Annotated in this window: 14 protein-coding genes; 10 read left to right on the top strand and 4 right to left on the bottom strand. The window is 70.8% G+C overall.

What is annotated here, in order from left to right; all coding sequences use genetic code 11:
* The first annotated feature begins 87 nt into the window (after positions 1-87).
* A complete protein-coding gene (locus LGI35_RS21740) occupies positions 88-1,062 on the top strand; it encodes a magnesium transporter CorA family protein (RefSeq protein WP_227295619.1) in 975 nt (324 codons plus the stop codon).
* Positions 1,063-1,285: 223 nt separating this feature from the next.
* On the opposite strand, the gene LGI35_RS21735 is transcribed toward LGI35_RS21740, so the two are convergent.
* From LGI35_RS21735 to LGI35_RS21725, 3 genes are all read right to left on the bottom strand, one after another.
* On the bottom strand, positions 1,286-2,569 hold the full coding sequence (locus tag LGI35_RS21735; protein WP_227295617.1) for a serine hydrolase domain-containing protein: 1,284 nt from the start codon (positions 2,567-2,569) through the stop codon (positions 1,286-1,288).
* 217 nt (positions 2,570-2,786) lie between these two features.
* Positions 2,787-3,164: a hypothetical protein gene (locus tag LGI35_RS21730; protein WP_227295615.1), complete on the bottom strand. Its 378-nt coding sequence runs from the start codon at positions 3,162-3,164 to the stop codon at positions 2,787-2,789.
* Positions 3,165-3,618: 454 nt separating this feature from the next.
* Positions 3,619-5,052 (bottom strand): purine-cytosine permease family protein, encoded by a 1,434-nt coding sequence (locus tag LGI35_RS21725; protein WP_227295613.1) that lies wholly within the window; start codon positions 5,050-5,052, stop codon positions 3,619-3,621.
* A 169-nt stretch (positions 5,053-5,221) separates the two neighbouring features.
* Here LGI35_RS21725 and LGI35_RS21720 point away from each other — a divergent pair, with 169 nt between their 5' ends.
* From LGI35_RS21720 to LGI35_RS21695, 6 genes are all read left to right on the top strand, one after another.
* Positions 5,222-6,130, top strand: a complete 909-nt coding sequence (locus tag LGI35_RS21720) for a LysR family transcriptional regulator (RefSeq protein WP_116512306.1) — start codon at positions 5,222-5,224, stop codon at positions 6,128-6,130.
* Between the two features lie 137 nt (positions 6,131-6,267).
* Positions 6,268-6,804 carry a flavin reductase family protein gene (locus tag LGI35_RS21715; RefSeq protein ID WP_227295612.1) on the top strand — a complete coding sequence of 179 codons (537 nt, stop codon included), beginning with the start codon at positions 6,268-6,270 and terminating at the stop codon, positions 6,802-6,804.
* Positions 6,801-8,273, top strand: coding sequence for a 4-hydroxyphenylacetate 3-hydroxylase family protein (locus LGI35_RS21710; protein WP_227295611.1), 1,473 nt, complete (start codon positions 6,801-6,803; stop codon positions 8,271-8,273). Before LGI35_RS21715 ends, LGI35_RS21710 begins: the two co-directional genes overlap by 4 nt.
* A complete protein-coding gene (locus LGI35_RS21705) occupies positions 8,270-8,692 on the top strand; it encodes a RidA family protein (RefSeq protein WP_227295609.1) in 423 nt (140 codons plus the stop codon). Before LGI35_RS21710 ends, LGI35_RS21705 begins: the two co-directional genes overlap by 4 nt.
* Positions 8,689-9,366, top strand: a complete 678-nt coding sequence (locus tag LGI35_RS21700) for a DUF1028 domain-containing protein (RefSeq protein ID WP_227295607.1) — start codon at positions 8,689-8,691, stop codon at positions 9,364-9,366. The genes LGI35_RS21705 and LGI35_RS21700 overlap by 4 nt, the downstream gene beginning before the upstream one ends.
* Positions 9,363-10,520, top strand: coding sequence for a M20 family metallopeptidase (locus LGI35_RS21695; protein ID WP_376222950.1), 1,158 nt, complete (start codon positions 9,363-9,365; stop codon positions 10,518-10,520). The genes LGI35_RS21700 and LGI35_RS21695 overlap by 4 nt, the downstream gene beginning before the upstream one ends.
* Here the strand turns inward: LGI35_RS21695 and LGI35_RS21690 are convergent.
* On the bottom strand, positions 10,498-11,112 hold the full coding sequence (locus LGI35_RS21690) for a TetR/AcrR family transcriptional regulator (protein WP_227295603.1): 615 nt from the start codon (positions 11,110-11,112) through the stop codon (positions 10,498-10,500). The two genes, LGI35_RS21695 and LGI35_RS21690, sit on opposite strands and share 23 nt — an antisense overlap.
* 115 nt (positions 11,113-11,227) lie before the next feature.
* Here LGI35_RS21690 and LGI35_RS21685 point away from each other — a divergent pair, with 115 nt between their 5' ends.
* The 3 genes from LGI35_RS21685 (at position 11,228) to LGI35_RS21675 (ending at position 15,775) form a co-directional block, all read left to right on the top strand.
* Entirely contained in the window at positions 11,228-12,691 is a 1,464-nt protein-coding gene (locus tag LGI35_RS21685; RefSeq protein WP_227295595.1) for an aldehyde dehydrogenase, read from the top strand.
* Between the two features lie 83 nt (positions 12,692-12,774).
* A complete protein-coding gene (locus tag LGI35_RS21680) occupies positions 12,775-14,127 on the top strand; it encodes an aminotransferase family protein (protein WP_227295586.1) in 1,353 nt (450 codons plus the stop codon).
* A gap of 85 nt (positions 14,128-14,212) precedes the next feature.
* Positions 14,213-15,775, top strand: a complete 1,563-nt coding sequence (locus LGI35_RS21675; RefSeq protein ID WP_227295584.1) for an APC family permease — start codon at positions 14,213-14,215, stop codon at positions 15,773-15,775.
* Positions 15,776-15,818 lie beyond the last annotated feature (43 nt).

Genomic DNA, 15,818 nt, shown 5'->3' with positions numbered 1-15,818 from the left:
GGTGCCGCACATGACGGTGTCCGAGTGCGCAGCCACCGGACCGCACGCACGCTGGGACCGTCGGAGTCGTAACCAACGGTGAGGGCCATGATCGTAACGATGGTGTCGATGCCGGACGCGACCGTGACCCGTACGAACCTGTCCGAGGCACGTGAGCGGCTCGCCGCGGCCCGCTTCCTGATCGTCGACGTCGAGGTGCCGGAGGACGCGTCGGCGGGCGGCGGGGACGTAGCCCGTCAGCTCGGCCTGGAGGCTGAGGACCTGGCCTGGTTCGGCAGGAGGGACGAGCCCGCGCGGGCCGATTTTTTGGGGGAGAAGGCCGGCTTCGTCGTGCCCGTGGTCCACGACGATCAGATCACCTACATCCACGCGCTGGTGACCGAGCAGTTCCTGGTCACCGTTCACCGTGGCTGGGCGGGCATGGCGTCGAACATCTCCGCGCAGCTCCGGCACGAGAGGCCCCCCGACGTCGTGGCCGTGCTCTTCCTGCTGCTCCAGGAGGCGCTGGCGACCTTCCGCCGGGCCGCCGTGCAGGACCTGCTGCTGACGGAGGAACTCGAGGACGACATGTTCCAGCAACGGCGCCCCGAGCAGGTCTACCGCCTGTCGAAGCTGCGACGGCGCTCCGCCCTGCTGCACCACTCGCTGCTTCCCTACCTTCAGGTGGTGGACGAGGTCTTCACCCGCCGGATGCTGAACCCCAACTTCCCTGCGGAGCGGCAAAGGCTCGCCCAGGAGTTCCAGCACGCGGCGAGGCTGGTCCTGACGGACATCGAGTCCCTCCAGGACGCCTCCCGTCGTGCTTTCGCCAGCTACTCCTCCCTCGCCGCGGGCGAGCAGAACGGCGTGATCAACCGGCTGGCCATCGTGTCGACGATCTTCCTGCCGCTGACGTTCCTCAGCGGATTCTTCGGTATGAACTTCACCTACCTGACCGACGAACTGGAGAGCAAGGTCGTCTTCTGGCTGCTCGCCGTGGGACTTCAGGTGGCCGTCCTGTTCGTGGCCTTCTACGTACTGCACCGCACCCGCATCTGGCGGCGGCTGCGGGACGAGGACTAGGGCGACGGCGGCGACGGCGGCGACGGGAGCGGGAACGGGCACGGGGACCGTCCGTCTGATCAGGCCCGGAAAACGGGCGGTCGCAACCCGGGGCATGACGGAGCAGCTTTCACGATCACGCCTCCCACCTGCGCGGACGGCGCGGACGGCGCGGACGGGAGACGTGATCGTGAGCTGGGCTGGGCTGGGCTGGGGGGCGGGGGCCGGGGGGCGCCGGTTCGTGTCACCTCGCCGCCGGCTGGGCCGGCAGGTCGAAGACGTTGTCCGGGGAGATGATCTTGGTGATCGCCTGGCCGAAGAGGGTGCTCGGCTCCGAGTTGTCGTGGTTGATGTCCGTGTTCAGGAGCACCACGAGCGTCGCCTTGGCCGACGGCAGATAGATCGTCAGGGACTCGTAGCCCGGCAGGGAGCCGTTGTGGCCTATCCAGCCCTGGACGTTGAAGATGCCGAGGCCGTAGCCCGCGCCCGGGATCGTGGTCTTCGGGGTGATGAGGCGCTGCTTCTGCGCGGCGGGGCTGATCATCGCGTCACCGTTGGGGAACGTGCCCGTGGCGACCGTGGGTGCCCAGATGCGCAGGTCGTTCAGCGTGGAGATCATCGCGCCCGCCGCCCAGCCCCAGGACGGGTTCCAGTCGACCGTGTCCTCGATCTTCCCGTTCGCGGTCTGGTTCGTGTAGCCCTGCGAGCGCGGCTTCGGGAACTCGTTGCCGGTCGGGAACAGCGTCTGCTTCATGCCGGCCGGGGTGAGGATGTGGTCCTGGATGTAGTCGTTGAGGGCTTGGCCGCTCTCCTTCTCGACCACGAGGCCGAGCAGGATGAGGTTGGTGTTGGAGTAGTAGAACTGTTTGCCCGGCGCGAACAGCACGGGGTGCTTGAACGCGTAGTCGAGGAGCTGCTGCGGGGTGAACGGCCGCTCCGGGTCCGACGTCAGCGCCTTGTAGAAGTCGTCGTCCGCCGAGTAGTTGAAGAGTCCGCTGCGCATCTCGGCGAGCTGACGGATCGTGATCTTGTCGCCGTTGGGGACGCCGTCGATGTACTTCCCGATCGGATCGTCGAGGCCGACCTTCTTCTCGTCGACCAGTTGCAGGATCGACGTGACGGTGAAGGTCTTGGTCTCGCTGCCGATACGCATGTGCAGGTCGGGCGACATCTTCTGGCCGGTGCTCTTGTCGGCGACGCCGAAGGACTTCACGTACTCGCCCTTGTCCGGCGTCCACACGCCGACGGTCACACCCGGAACGTTCGCCTCGGCCATGACCTTCTGCACGGCGGTGTCGAGCTCCTTCTCCACGGCGGGAGTGAGCTTCTGGACCTGGCCCGGGGTCGCCGTCGCGGAATCGGACGGCGAGGGCGGGTCGGCGGCGCGGAAGGCGGAGGCGGAGCTGGAGCCGGCGGAGACGGAGGCCGGCGTGGCGAACGCGGACCCACCCGCCACCGGCACCGCGAGCGTTCCCACCGCCACGGCGGTCACAGCCCCCCTGCGCAATCCTCGGGTCGCATGCGTCATGAGCTGACTCCAACCATGTGAGGAGGAACCCACAGGAAGAACCCAGACCATCGTAGGGCGGGGCCCCACGCACCGCCTCTCCAGTCACCGGAGCCCCTGCAGTCACAGGGACCGGCGCGCTCACCGCCTCTCCGACAGCCCCGTTCACCGCCACCACTCGGCGTCCGTCACCTGAGGTCCACCCTCCGGTGTCCACCGGCCGGTCGACCCCGTCAGGTCAGTCGACCCCCCGCAGATAGACCCGGCTGCTCCGCGCATCGACCGGATGCACGGCCACCTCGAGGGAGTTCAACTCGCCCGCACAGGGCGCGCACACCGGTCCTCCGCGCACGTCCGCAAGTGTCTCCGGCTCCTTCAGCCCGAGGCGCGCGAACGGCGTCATGGGCTTCACCGACCGAGTCAGGGCCTCGGCGCGGTGGGTGAGCGGCTGCTCGGGGGCGAGCCCCGTCAAGAACGCGCCCACACGCGCGGTCGGCACCGTGAAGGCCAGCAGAAGACCGTCGTCCTGGAAACCGTTCTGGTAGGCAGCCCGCCGATCGGTGGCCTCGTCAGGAATCGATACGTGCATCAGCTCGCCGACCTCGGCGGGGGTCACGCCCGACTTCCAGGCGGGCACGTGCCGACGAGTGTCCGCACCGGCATCACGCCCGGCGCCGGTACCGCCCCCCGAACATGCCGTGATCAGGGCGAGGGCGACGAGGCCCAACGCACCGGCGGAGGTGCCTCGCCCGGGAGGCATCGAGGAGGGCCGTACCTTCACCGCGCATCCCCGTTGCGTCCGATGTCAGTTCGGGTTCCGTCCCGTCCGGGATCGGCCGGGTCAGGAAGCTTCGCGGGGCCCGACCCCAGGTCGTAGTGCTGCACAGAACCGCTGCCTCGCATGTCGAACTCCCTGGCCAGACCATCGATGAACCCGCCTTCCCGCGAGACCTGTCGCCAGATTTCCGGCCGTCAGGCTCTCAGACACTGTCCGGGACCGCGGCGGTTGCGCGACGGTATGGCCCCGGACGAGCGGATGGGCCCCGTCGTCAGCCGGGGTCCATCCGGCTTCACACGGTCGCAGAAGCGGCCTCCGTCGCTGTCGTCTCGGTCTCCGTCACCGCGGTCCCGCCCTGCAGTGCCGCCCGGCGCGCCCACACGTAGTACACGGGGGCCGTCACCAGCAGGCCCACGAGCCATGACAGGTCCGCGCCGCCGAGTGGGGCGACCAGCGGGCCCGTGTACAGCGACGTGGCGACGAAGGGGAGTTGGACCGCGATGCCGATCGCGTACGAGGTCAGGGCCACCGGGTTGAAGCGGCCGTAGCGCCCGCCGTCGGGCGCGAAGAGGTCGCCGAGCGCGTAGCGGCCGCGGTGGACGAGGTAGAAGTCGATGAGGTTGATCGCCGTCCAGGGGACGAGAACGACGAGCAGGACCAGGACGAGGTTCACGAAGCTGGAGACGAAGTCGCTGGACAGCGCCGTCGCGATGAGCAGCGCGCCCACGAGGACCACCGCCGAGACGACGCCGCGGGCCCTCTGGCGCGGCGTCCACGCGGGGCGGAACGTCTGGCAGATGGTGATCAGGGACAGCACCGCGCCGTAGAGGTTGAGCGCGTTGTGGTTGACGACCGAGAAGAGGAAGAGGAGCAGCACGACCGGGCCGAAACCGCCCGCCGCGCTGTCGAAGCCCGCCACCGTGTCGTCCGTGCCGGGCGACGCGAGGCCGATCACCGTGCCCGCGAGGAACGGCAGCGTCGAGCCGAGACACGAACCCCAGTACGTGGCCCAGAAGGTCGACGCCGTACGGACGGTGCGCGGCAGGTAGCGCGAGTAGTCGGAGACGTAGGGGGCGAAGGCCAGTTGCCACAGGGCGCTCAGGGACACCGTCGCGAGCCACCCCGCGAAGGTGAAGGAGCCCGCGGAGAAGAAGCCGTCGGGCAGGCCGCGCGCGACCACGACGGCGAGGCCGACCAGGATGCCCACGCCGAGCACCCATGTCGCGATCTTGTTGAGGGTGTGGATGAGGCGGTAGCCGACCCAGCAGATCAGTGCGGAGCCGAGCGCCCCCAGCACGATGCCCGCGTCGACCGGCACGGCGGGCGCGAGGCCGTGCAGCGACTTGCCCGCCAGGATGATGTTCGAGGCGAAGAAGCCTATGTACATCGCGGCCGCCACGACCACGATGAGCAGCGCGCCCACGCTGCCGAACTGCGCCCGGCTCTGGATCATCTGCGGGACGCCGAGCTGCGGGCCCTGCGCCGAGTGCAGCGCCATGAAGACGGCGCCGACGAGCTGGCCCACCAGGATCGCCGCGACGCTCGACCAGAACGACTGGTGGAAGACCTGGACGCCCATGGCGCCGGTGACCAGCGGCAGCGGCGCGATGTTCGTGCCGAACCACATGGTGAACAGGTCGCGGACGCGGCCGTGGCGCTCGTTCTCGGGGACGTGGTCGATGGTGTGCTGCTCGACGGCCGGGGCCGCCTCGGGTGTGGCGGGCATACGGACTCCCTGTCCGGAAAACGAGGGGGCGGGCGGGGGTGTTCGGGCATGCGGGTTGGTTGGGGAGTCTCGCCACCCTCACAATCCCCGGTCAAACATCGATTTCCCGGGAGTTACATCTGTTTTCAAGATGCAGACAGCTCGCGGGCGCCCGGGGCACAATCCCGCCATGGCCAAGGACGCGAACTTCACCCTCGTGCAGCTGAGGTACTTCCTCGCCGCCGCCGAGCTCGGCAGCATGACCGCCGCGGCGCACCGCATCAACGTCTCGCAGTCCGCGGTCTCCACCGCCGTGCACCACCTGGAGCGCGAGCTCGGCGTGCAGCTCCTGATCCGCCGGCACGCCAAGGGCCTGGAGCTGACGGCCGCGGGGGAGCGGTTCCTGCACGAGCTGCGCGGCTTCCTCACCCACGCCGACGAACTCGCCGAATCCGCCAGGAGCCTGGGCGCCGACCTCGTGGGCGAGCTGGCGGTGGGCTGCTTCCAGACGCTCGCCCCGTTCTATCTGCCGCGCCTGTTGCGGGAGTTCGGCGAGCGCCAGCCCTCCGTGCGCGTCGAGGTGGTCGAGGGCGACATCCCGGCCGTGCAGGAGAGCCTGCGCACGGGTGCCTGCGAGCTGGCGCTGCTCTACGACATGGATCTCGACGCCGACATCGAGTGCGAGGTCCTCGCGATGGCCCCGCCCTACGCCCTGGTCCCCGAGGGGCACCGGCTCGCGGGCGGCGGCCGGGCCCGCCTCGCGGACCTCGCGGACGAGCCGATGATCCTGCTCGACCTGCCCGCCAGCCGCGACTACTTCCGCTCCGTCGCCGCCAAGGCCGGCGTCGAGCCGCGCGTCAGCCACCGCACGAGGAGCTACGAGACCGTGCGCGCCCTGGTCGCCGCCGGATACGGCTGGTCGCTGCTCAACCAGCGGCCCGCGCACGACCGCACGTACGACGGTTCGAGCGTCGTCGCCCTGCCGCTCGCCGACCCGCTGCCCGCGCTCCCCGTCGTCCTGGCGAAGCTGCGCGGAGTCCGGCTGACGGGCCGCGCACAGGCGTTCGCGACGGCGTGCCGGGAGGCGCTCAGGTCCTGACGGCCCAGCTCAGGGCCGCACATCTGAAGCCATCTCCAAAACAGATCCAGTAACACGAAAAGATCTGTTGTACGGATGCAGGCTTCCCCTCGCATAGTGGTCGCACCACAGCCCACTCGCTCCGAGGGAGGCCGCTCATGACCATTGCTCCGGATCAACTCCTCACATCCCGCCAGGACTTCGTGGCCGCGATGGGGAACGCCGCGACGGGCGTGACCGTTGTCTCCACTGAAGGACCGGCCGGTCGCTTCGCCCAGACCGTCTCCGCCATGTGCTCCGTCTCCGCCGACCCGCCCTCGCTGCTGGTCTGTGTGAACGAGCGGAGCCCCCTCGCCGCGGCCGCCGTGCGCAACGGCGTCATCGCCGTGAGCGTCCTCGCCACCGGCCAGGCCCACGTCTCGGACGTGTTCGCGGGCCGCCCCGCCCACGGCAGCGGCCCGTACGACTTCGACTGCGCCGAGTGGGACGTGCTCGCCACCGGCGCGCCCGTCCTGCGCGGCGCGGCCGCCGCCTTCGACTGCCGGCTCGCCGACCCCGTCACGCGGGGCACCCACCAGGTCCTGTTCGGTGCCGTCGTCGCCTCCGCGGCCTCCGGCGCCCGCCCGCTCGTCCACCACGCCCGTACGTACGCCACCCCGAGCCCCCTCAACTCCCCCAAGGAGCACGGCGCATGATCCGCACCGGAGACCAGTACCGCGAGTCGATCCGCGACGGCCGCGACGTATGGATGAACGGCGAGAAGGTCACCGACGTGACCACGCACCCCGCGTTCAAGCCGCTGGTCGACATACGCGCCCGGATCTACGACATGGCGCACGACCCGGCGACCCGGGACTCGATGACGTACGAGGACGAGTCGACCGGCGAGGTCAACGCGATCCAGCAGAAGCCGCCGCGCACCCGCGAGGACTGGGACGCGAAGCGGGCGGCGACGGACGCCGTGCTGAGCGACGTCGGCGGGGTCGTCACCCGCGTCGGGGACGAGACGATCGGCGAGGTCTGGTCGCTCATCGACGGCCAGGACGTCCTCAACGCGATCAACCCGACGTACGCGGAGAACGTCAAGCGGCACATCGACCACGCGCTGTACGCCGATCCCTTCCACGTCTCGGCGAACACCGACCCGAAGGGCGACCGCTCCAAGCGCCCCCAGGACCAGGACCCGGACATGCTCCTCCACGTCGTGCGGGAGACGGACAGCGGCATCGTCGTGCGCGGCGCCAAGTACGAGACGGCCGCCGCCTACTCGAACCAGGCGTTCACGAAGCCGACGATCGCGAACTGGGGCGACTCCGAACTCTCCGACTACGCCCTCGGCTTCATCGCCGACATGGGTTCGCCGGGCCTGAAGTACATCTGCCGCACGGGCTTCGCCGGCAGCAAGCCGCCCGCCGACTACCCGGTCTCCAGCCGCTTCGACGAGGTCGACACCCTGGTCGTCTTCGACGACGTCGAGATCCCCTGGGAGAACGTCCTCTTCTACCGGGACACCAAGGCCGCGACCTTCATCCGCGCCACGCTCCACCGCTACAGCGCGTTCGCGTTCACGCAGCGCAACCTGCGGCTCGCGGACCTGATGATCGGCGCCGCGCTGTGGAACGTGAAGCAGACGGGCCTGGAGAAGCAGCAGGCCGTACAGGAGAAGCTCGCGACGCTGGCCTGCTACCGCGAGGGCATCAACGCGCACCTGACCGCGTCCATCGCCATGGCCGAGCCCAGCCCCGGCGGGCTCCTCATGCCGAACCAGTCGCTGCTGTACACCGGCCGCGTCCTGGCCTGCTCGCAGCTGCACGAGATGATGCACATCGCGCGCGAGCTGTGCGGCGGGCAGATCTGCATCACGCCCGACAAGGCGTCCTTCGACCACCCGGACACCAAGCCGTGGCTCGACAAGTTCTACTCGATCAACGAGCACTGGGTCGCCGAGGACCGCCGCAAGCTCCTCGCCTACGCCCGTGACCTGCTCAACTCGGACTACGCGGGCCACCGGCTGACCTTCCAGCTCTTCGCGCAGTCCCCGCCGTTCGCGCACCTCGGCGCGGTGTACCGCAACTTCGACTGGGAGGGCCCGCTCGACCTGGTGAAGGACGCGGCCGGCCTCAGCGACAACGTCCTCGGCACCCTCGGGAGGAAGGCCAAGTGACGACCCACCGGCGTGTCCGCCCCTTCAACACGGCGGACACCTACCCCGAGCAGGACCTGTCCAACGACCTCGCGCAGGCGGTCGTCGCCGACGGCACGGTGTATCTGCGCGGCCAGATCGGCCAGGACCTCGACACCCGCGAGAACGTCGGCGTCGGGGACGTCGCCGCCCAGGCCGAGCAGGCCATGGCGAACATCGCGATGCTCCTGGAGGAGTCCGGCAGCCGCCTCGACGACATCGTCAAGATCACCGTCTATCTGACGGACATCCGCTTCCGCGAGCCCGTCTACCGTGTCATGGGCCGCCGGCTCAAGGGCGTCCACTACGTCTCCACGGGCCTGGTCGTCTCGGCGCTCGCCCGCCCGGAGTGGCTCGTCGAGATCGACGCCACGGCCGTCATCCCGAAGGAGCGCCGATGACGTTCTCGATCGCCGCGCGGTGCCCGCGCACGGGCCGGTTCGGGGTGGCTGTCACCTCGTCCTCGCCGGCCGTCGCCGCGCGCTGCGCGCACGTACGGCCCGGAGTGGGCGCGGTCTGCTCCCAGAACGTCACCGACCCGCGCCTGGGCACCCGCCTGCTCGACCTCCTGGAATCCGGGGTGTCCGCGAAGACGGCCGTGCGCGAGGTGGCCGGCCAACCCCACGCCGAGTGGCGGCAGTTGACGGCCGTCGGCGTCTCCGGACCCGGCGCGGTCTTCTCAGGTGCGCGGACTCTCGGCACGTACGCGGAGGCGGTCGGCCCCGACGCCGTGGCCGCGGGGAACCTGCTGGCGGGCCCCGGAGTCCCCCAGGCGGTACTCGATGCGTTCACGGGCGCGGACCCTCAGGCTCCGCTCGCCCGCCGCCTCGTCGACGCGCTGACCGCGGGCGCGGCGGCGGGCGGCGAGGCGGGCCCCGTCCACTCGGCCGGGCTCCTCGTCGTCGACGCGCAGCAGTGGCCGGTGACGGACCTGCGCGTGGACTGGACCGAGGGCGACCCGATCGCGGAGCTCGCGGACCTGTGGAAACGGTGGGAGCCCCAGCAGGAGGCGTACGTGCAGCGGGCGCTCGCCCCGGACGCGGCGCCGAACTACGGCGTGCCGGGGGACGAGTGAGGCCCGTGCGCGAGGCGGTCGCGAAGGCGGCGCCCGAACTCCTCGCCCTGAGCCACCGCATCCACGCGAACCCCGAGGTGGCGTGGGAGGAGGAGAAGGCGGCGCGCTGGACCGCGTACGCCCTCGACGACCTCGGCTACGACGTCGTGACCGGCACCGCGGGCCTGCCCACCGCCTTCACCGCCACCGTCGGCAGCGGCCCGCTGCACCTCGCGATCTGCGCCGAGTACGACGCGCTGCCCGGCCTCGGCCACGCCTGCGGGCACAACGTCATCGCGGCGGCCGCGGTGGGCGCCGCGGCCGGACTGGCTCCGGTGGCGGACGAGTTGGGCCTCAAGGTCACCGTCTTCGGCACCCCGGCCGAGGAGGGCGGCGGCGGCAAGATCCTCATGCTGGAGCGCGGCGCCTTCGACGGGGTGCACGCGGCGATGATGGTGCACCCCGGTCCCGCGGACGTCGCCGAGGCCGACCCGTACGCGGTCGCGCACCTCAAGGTCCGCTACCACGGCAAGGCGGCGCACGCGGCGGCGTACCCGGAGCAGGGCCGCAACGCGGCGGACGCCTTCACCGTCGCCCAGGTCGCCATCGGACTCCTGCGCCAGCAGCTCCCATCCACCACGCGCGTGCACGGCATGGTGACGCGCGGCGGGGAGGCCCCGAACGCGATCCCGGAGCTGACCGAGGGCCGCTGGTACGTGCGCGCGGGAAGTCTCGAGGAGCTGTCCGCGCTCCAGCCGCGCGTCGAGAAATGCTTCGAGGCCGGCGCCCTGGCCTCGGCCTGCGACCTCGAAATGGAGCCGGAGTCCCGCCCGTACTCGGAGTTCCGCAACGACGCCGCGATGCTGGCCGCCTACCGGCGGGCGGCCGGATCCCTCGGCCGCACCTTCGACAGCCCCGGATCGCCGGCGGCCCGGATGAACCGCGCCTCCACGGACATGGGCAACGTCTCCCGCGTCCTGCCCGCCATCCACCCCTACCTGGGCATCAACTCGCTGCCCGCGGTCAACCACCAGAAGGAGTTCGCGGCGGCGTGCGTCACCCCGGACGCGGACCGGGCGGTCCTCGACGGCGCGCTGGGCATGGCGCTCACCGCGGTGGCCCTCGCGGGCGACGACCGGGAGCGGGCCCGGCTCACAGCTCCGGGCAGCCGGTGACCGTCCGCGCGTAGCCGAGGAGCAGGCGCCGGGCGACGTCCGGCGTCAGCTCGGCGTTGCGGCTGACGATGTGCAGGCCGTAGCCGTCCTCCAGCGCGACGAGATTGCGTGCGAGGTCGGCGACGGGCTCGGTGAGCGTGAACTCCCCCACGGCCGCGCCGACTTCGAGCACGGTCGCGTACAGGGCGACCTCGCGCGCGAAGAGGGACGCCATCAACGTCGCGTGCCCGGAGCTGCGGTCGGCGCGCCGGTGTAGCTCGAAGAGCAGTCCGTGCACGGCGTCTCCCGAGCCGCCCGGCAGCCCGCTCCCCACGAGGGCCCGCAGTCGTGCCACGGCTCCGGTCGCCCCGTCCACGGCCCCCTGCCGCGCGGCCAGATAGCGCTCCACGGCGCCCCGGTGCACTTCGAGGACCAGCTCGTCCATCTCCGGGTAGTAGTACAGGACCGACCCCGCCGACATGCCCGCCTCGGCGGCGATGTCCTTGATGCGCAGCCCCTCCAGGCCCCGCTCGGCGATGGCGCGTCCCGCCGCGTCGACGAGGGCCTCGCGGCGCGCCGTCTGGTTCTTCGGTCTCCCAGGCTTGTTCCCCATGGGTTAATTCTCTGTTACTCGGTTCAAATAAATCAAGTTCCTTGCGTCCATGGCATTGACGACCCGGCACCTCATTGTTTGAATCCGATCTCAAAGAAGTAGAGGGAGCCGCCGCATGAACACCCACGCAGACTGGCAGCGCCGAGCCGCCGAACTGACGCCACGCACCAGGGCGTTCATCGACGGCACATGGACCGAGGCGCGGTCCCGGGCCACCTTCCCCACCGTCAACCCGGCCACCGGCGAGGTCACGGCACACGTCACCCGGGGCGAAGCGCCCGAGATCGACGCGGCGGTCCGCGCGGCCCGCACGTCCTTCGACGACGGCCGCTGGTCCCGCACCGACCCCGCGGCCCGCAAGCGCGTCCTGCTCAGGCTCGCCGACCTGATCGCCGCCGACGCCGAGGAACTGGCCCTCCTCGATACCCTCGACATGGGCAAGCCGATCGCCGAGTCGTACGGCACGGACGTGCCCGGCGCGGCCGGCGTCTTCGCCTGGTACGCGGAGGCCGCCGACAAGCTGTACGACGAGATCGCGCCGACGCCCCCGGGCAACCTGGCGACGGTCCGCCGCACACCGCTGGGCGTGGTGGGCGCCGTGGTCCCGTGGAACTTCCCCCTCGACCTGGCGAGTTGGAAGCTGGCGCCGGCCCTCGCGGCGGGCAACAGCGTCGTACTCAAGCCGGCGGAGCAGTCCCCGCTGTCGGCCCTGCGTCTGGCCGAACTGGCGGCGGAGGCGGGTCTCCCCGACGGTGTGCTGAACGTCGTCCCCGGCATGGGCGACACGGCGGGCCGGGCCCTCGGGCTGCACGAGGACGTCGACACCCTGGTCTTCACGGGCTCGACGAAGGTCGCCCGCCTCTTCCAGGCCTACGCCGCCGAGTCGAACATGAAGCAGGTCTGGCCGGAGGCGGGCGGCAAGAGCCCGAACGTGGTCTTCGCCGACGCGGACCTGGACGCGGCGGCGGAGCGCGCGGCCTGGGGATTCGCGTACAACGCCGGCCAGGTCTGCTCGGCCAACACCCGCCTGTTGGTGGAGAGTTCGATCGCCGAGGAGTTCACGGCCCGCGTCGCCGAACACGCGGCACGCTTCGTGCCTGGCGACCCCCTGGACCCCGACACGAACCTCGGCCCGCTGGTGGACGAGGCCCAGGCCGTCCGGGTCCTCGGCGCGGTCGAGGCATCGGACGGCAAGGTGATCACGGGCGGCACGCGCGAGGGCGCGTACCTCACCCCCACGATCGTCACCGGTCTGCGCCCCGACGCGCCCCTGGCGAGCGAGGAACTCTTCGGCCCGGTCCTGACGGTCCACGCCTTCAGCACGGAGGCAGAGGCGATTCGGACCGCCAACGACTCCCCGTACGGCCTGGCGGCCTCGCTGTGGACGAGGGACCTGGCCCGCGCCCACCGCGTGGCGGACGCCCTGCGCGCCGGGACGGTCTCGGTGAACACGGTCGACGCGCTGAGCCCCCTCACGCCGTTCGGCGGCTTCAAACAGTCGGGCCACGGCAGGGACCTGTCGCTCCACTCCCTCGACAAGTACACGGGCCTGAAGACGACGTGGATCACGTACGCGTGAACCCGCACGCGCGACCGGGCCCGACGGCGACCGCCCGGACGGCCCCCCGACCCTCCACACGACCTCCCGAAGGGACGAACACCATGACCCTCACCCCCGCACAGCAGCTCGCCGCCACGGACCGGGCGCACATCATCCACCCCTACCTCCCCGGCACCGCCGAGGAGCGCGTGGTGATGACGGAGGGCAAGGGCTGCCGCCTCACCGACGCGGAGGGCCGCAGCTACCTCGACGCGACCGGCGGGCTCTGGCTCGCCCAGGTCGGCCACGGCCGCAAGGAGATCGCGGACGTCGCGCACGCCCAGATGCAGCAGCTCGAATACTTCACGAGCTTCTGGGAGTTCTCGAACGACAAGGCGATCCGACTGGCCGAGCGCCTCGCCACACTGGCCCCCGACAACCTCAACCACGTCTACTTCACGTCGGGCGGCTCGGAGGGCAACGAGGCGGCCATCAAGATGGCCCGCTACTACCACCACCGCCGGGGCGAGGGCTCCCGCACCTGGATCCTGGCCCGCGACAAGGCGTACCACGGCATCGGCTACGGCGGCGGCTCGGCCACCGGCTTCCCGGTCTACCACGAGGGCTTCGCCCCGATGATGCCGCACGTCAGCCACCTGACGCCCCCGTGGCCCTACCGCACGGAGCTCTACGGCGACGCCGACCCCACCGACTTCCTGATCGCCGAACTGGAGGGCCGCATCGCGGAGATCGGCGCCTCCAACATCGCGGCGATGATCGGCGAGCCCATCATGGGCGTGGGCGGCATGCTGGTCCCGCCGGCGGACTACTGGCCGCGCGTGCGCGAGGTCCTCGACCGCCACGGCATCCTCCTCATCTTCGACGAGGTGGTGACGGCGTACGGCCGCGTGGGCGAATGGTTCGCGGCCCAGCACTTCGGCGTGAAGCCGGACATCATCACGACGGCCAAGGGCATCACGTCGGGCTACACACCCCTCGGCGCACTCCTGGTCTCCGACGAGGTGACCGAGGCGCTGCTCCAGGACCACGGCTTCCCGATGGGCTACACGTACAACGGGCACCCGGTGGCGGCGGCGGTGGCGCTCGCCAACCTCGACATCATCGAGCGGGAGAACCTCCTGTCGCGCGCCGTCACGATGGGCGAGTACCTCCACGACCAGCTCACCGACGCGCTGGGCGACCTGCCGATCGTCGGCGAGATCCGCTCGGTCGGCATGATGCTGGCGGTGGAACTGGTCGCGGACCGCGAGACCCGCACCCCCCTCCCCATGAACCCGGCCCGCATGCCGCACGACGTGATCCGCAAGGAGACGGGCGTCATCGTCCGCGACTCGGCCCACAGCCTGGTCCTGTCCCCGCCGCTGATCATGACGGAGCAGGAGGCGAAGGAGGCGGCGACGGCGATGCGCTCGGTCCTCGAACGCACGACACCGGCGGGCGACATCACCAAGTAGCCCCGGGGCCCTGCCCCACGAACCACCGAGCGCCCCCATGCCACCCGCACCGTCCCACCCGTCCCCAGCTCACGAGGACACCGACGTGCCCGACTACAAAGAACAAGCAGCACCTCCACCCCCCAGCACGACCCCCGCGGACGCGGAAGGCACCCTCACCTCCGCGGAAAGCACGCCCACCTCCACCCCCAACCTCCACCGAAGCCTCCGCCGTTTCGACATCACGGCGATGGCGGTGGCCGCGGTGATCTCCTTCGACACGGTGGGCCAGATCGCGACGGGCGGCGGAGAGGCGGTGACGTGGACGGCGGTCATCGCGGTCGCGTTCCTCATCCCGTACGCGCTGCTCTTCGCGGAGACCGGCGCGGCCTTTCCCCAGGAGGGCGGTCCCTACGTCTGGGTGAAGCTGGCGTTCGGCCGGCTGACGGCGGCGATCACGACGCTCTTCTACTGGGTGACGAACCCGATCTGGCTGGGCGGCTCGCTCGTGTTCATCGCGGCCCAGACCTGGGACGGCTTCGTGTTCCGCCTGGGCCAGGGCACGTTCGCCGACTACGCGTTCAAGACGGTGTTCATCTGGACGGCGATCCTCACGGCGGTGGTCTCGCTGCGCAGAGGCAAATGGATCACGACGGCGGGCGCGGCGGCCAAGGTCCTCGCGCTCACCGTGTTCACGGCGACGGCAGTGGCGTACGGACTGGAGCACGGCTTCCAGGGGCTGACAGGAACGGCGGACCACACCACCGCCACCTTCACCCCCACGACGGCCGGGTTCCTGGCGCTCGTCCCGGTGCTCCTCTTCGCCTACGTCGGCTTCGAGGCCCCGAACGCGGCGGGCGAGGAGATGCACAACCCGCAACGCGACGTCCCCACGGCCCTCGGACGCTCCGCGGCGATCGCGGCGGCCTGCTACCTGCTCCCCGTCCTGGCGATCCTCTCCGTGGTCCCGCCCGGCAAGGTGACCGGCATCGGCGGCTTCATGGAGGGCGCCCAGACCATCTTCACGATCTACGGAGGCGCGAGCGGCGCACTCCTGAAGGCGACCGCGCTCCTCTTCGTCTTCGCGCTCCTCACCCAGGGCAGCGCCTGGATGATCGTCAGCGACCGGATGCAGGCGATGGCGGCGGCGGACGGCGGCTTCTTCAGCCGCAGGCTGGGCGCGTTCCACCCGACGCTGGGCACACCGGTGCGCACGAACCTGCTGTCGGGGGCGATCGCTACGGTGTTCATGGTGGCGGCGATGCGGCTCGCGGACGGCGACGCGGCGGCGGTGTTCTCGGTCGTCCTGACCGTCGCGGTGACGACGCTGCTGCTCTCGTACCTGACGGTGATCCCGGCCCTGGCGGTCCTGCGCCTGCGCCACAGGGACGTACCGCGCCCGTACCAAGTCCCTTTCGGTACGAAGGGGTTCATGATCTGCGCGGCGCTGGTCTACGCGTGGATCCTGACCGGCTCATGGGCTGCCCTGTTCCCGGGCACGCTGGAGGCGCTCCTCGGCATCGCGTACGAATTCCACGACACGTGGGGGGTGTCGCGGACGGCGTTCGAGGCATTCACGCTGGGCACGGTGGTCGCCCTGCTACTCATCGGCACCATCGGCCACACAGTGGCCGCAAAGGCGAACGCCCGCGCGCGTGTGCGCCGTTGACGCGCCCGCCGGGCGGGGCATGAACTGGGTGACAGGCAGTTCG

The organism is Streptomyces longhuiensis (assembly GCF_020616555.1).
Classification (GTDB): Bacteria; Actinomycetota; Actinomycetes; order Streptomycetales; family Streptomycetaceae; genus Streptomyces; species Streptomyces longhuiensis.
Note: the sequence above shows the minus strand (reverse complement) of the source record. Positions and strands in the feature narration are given on the sequence as shown.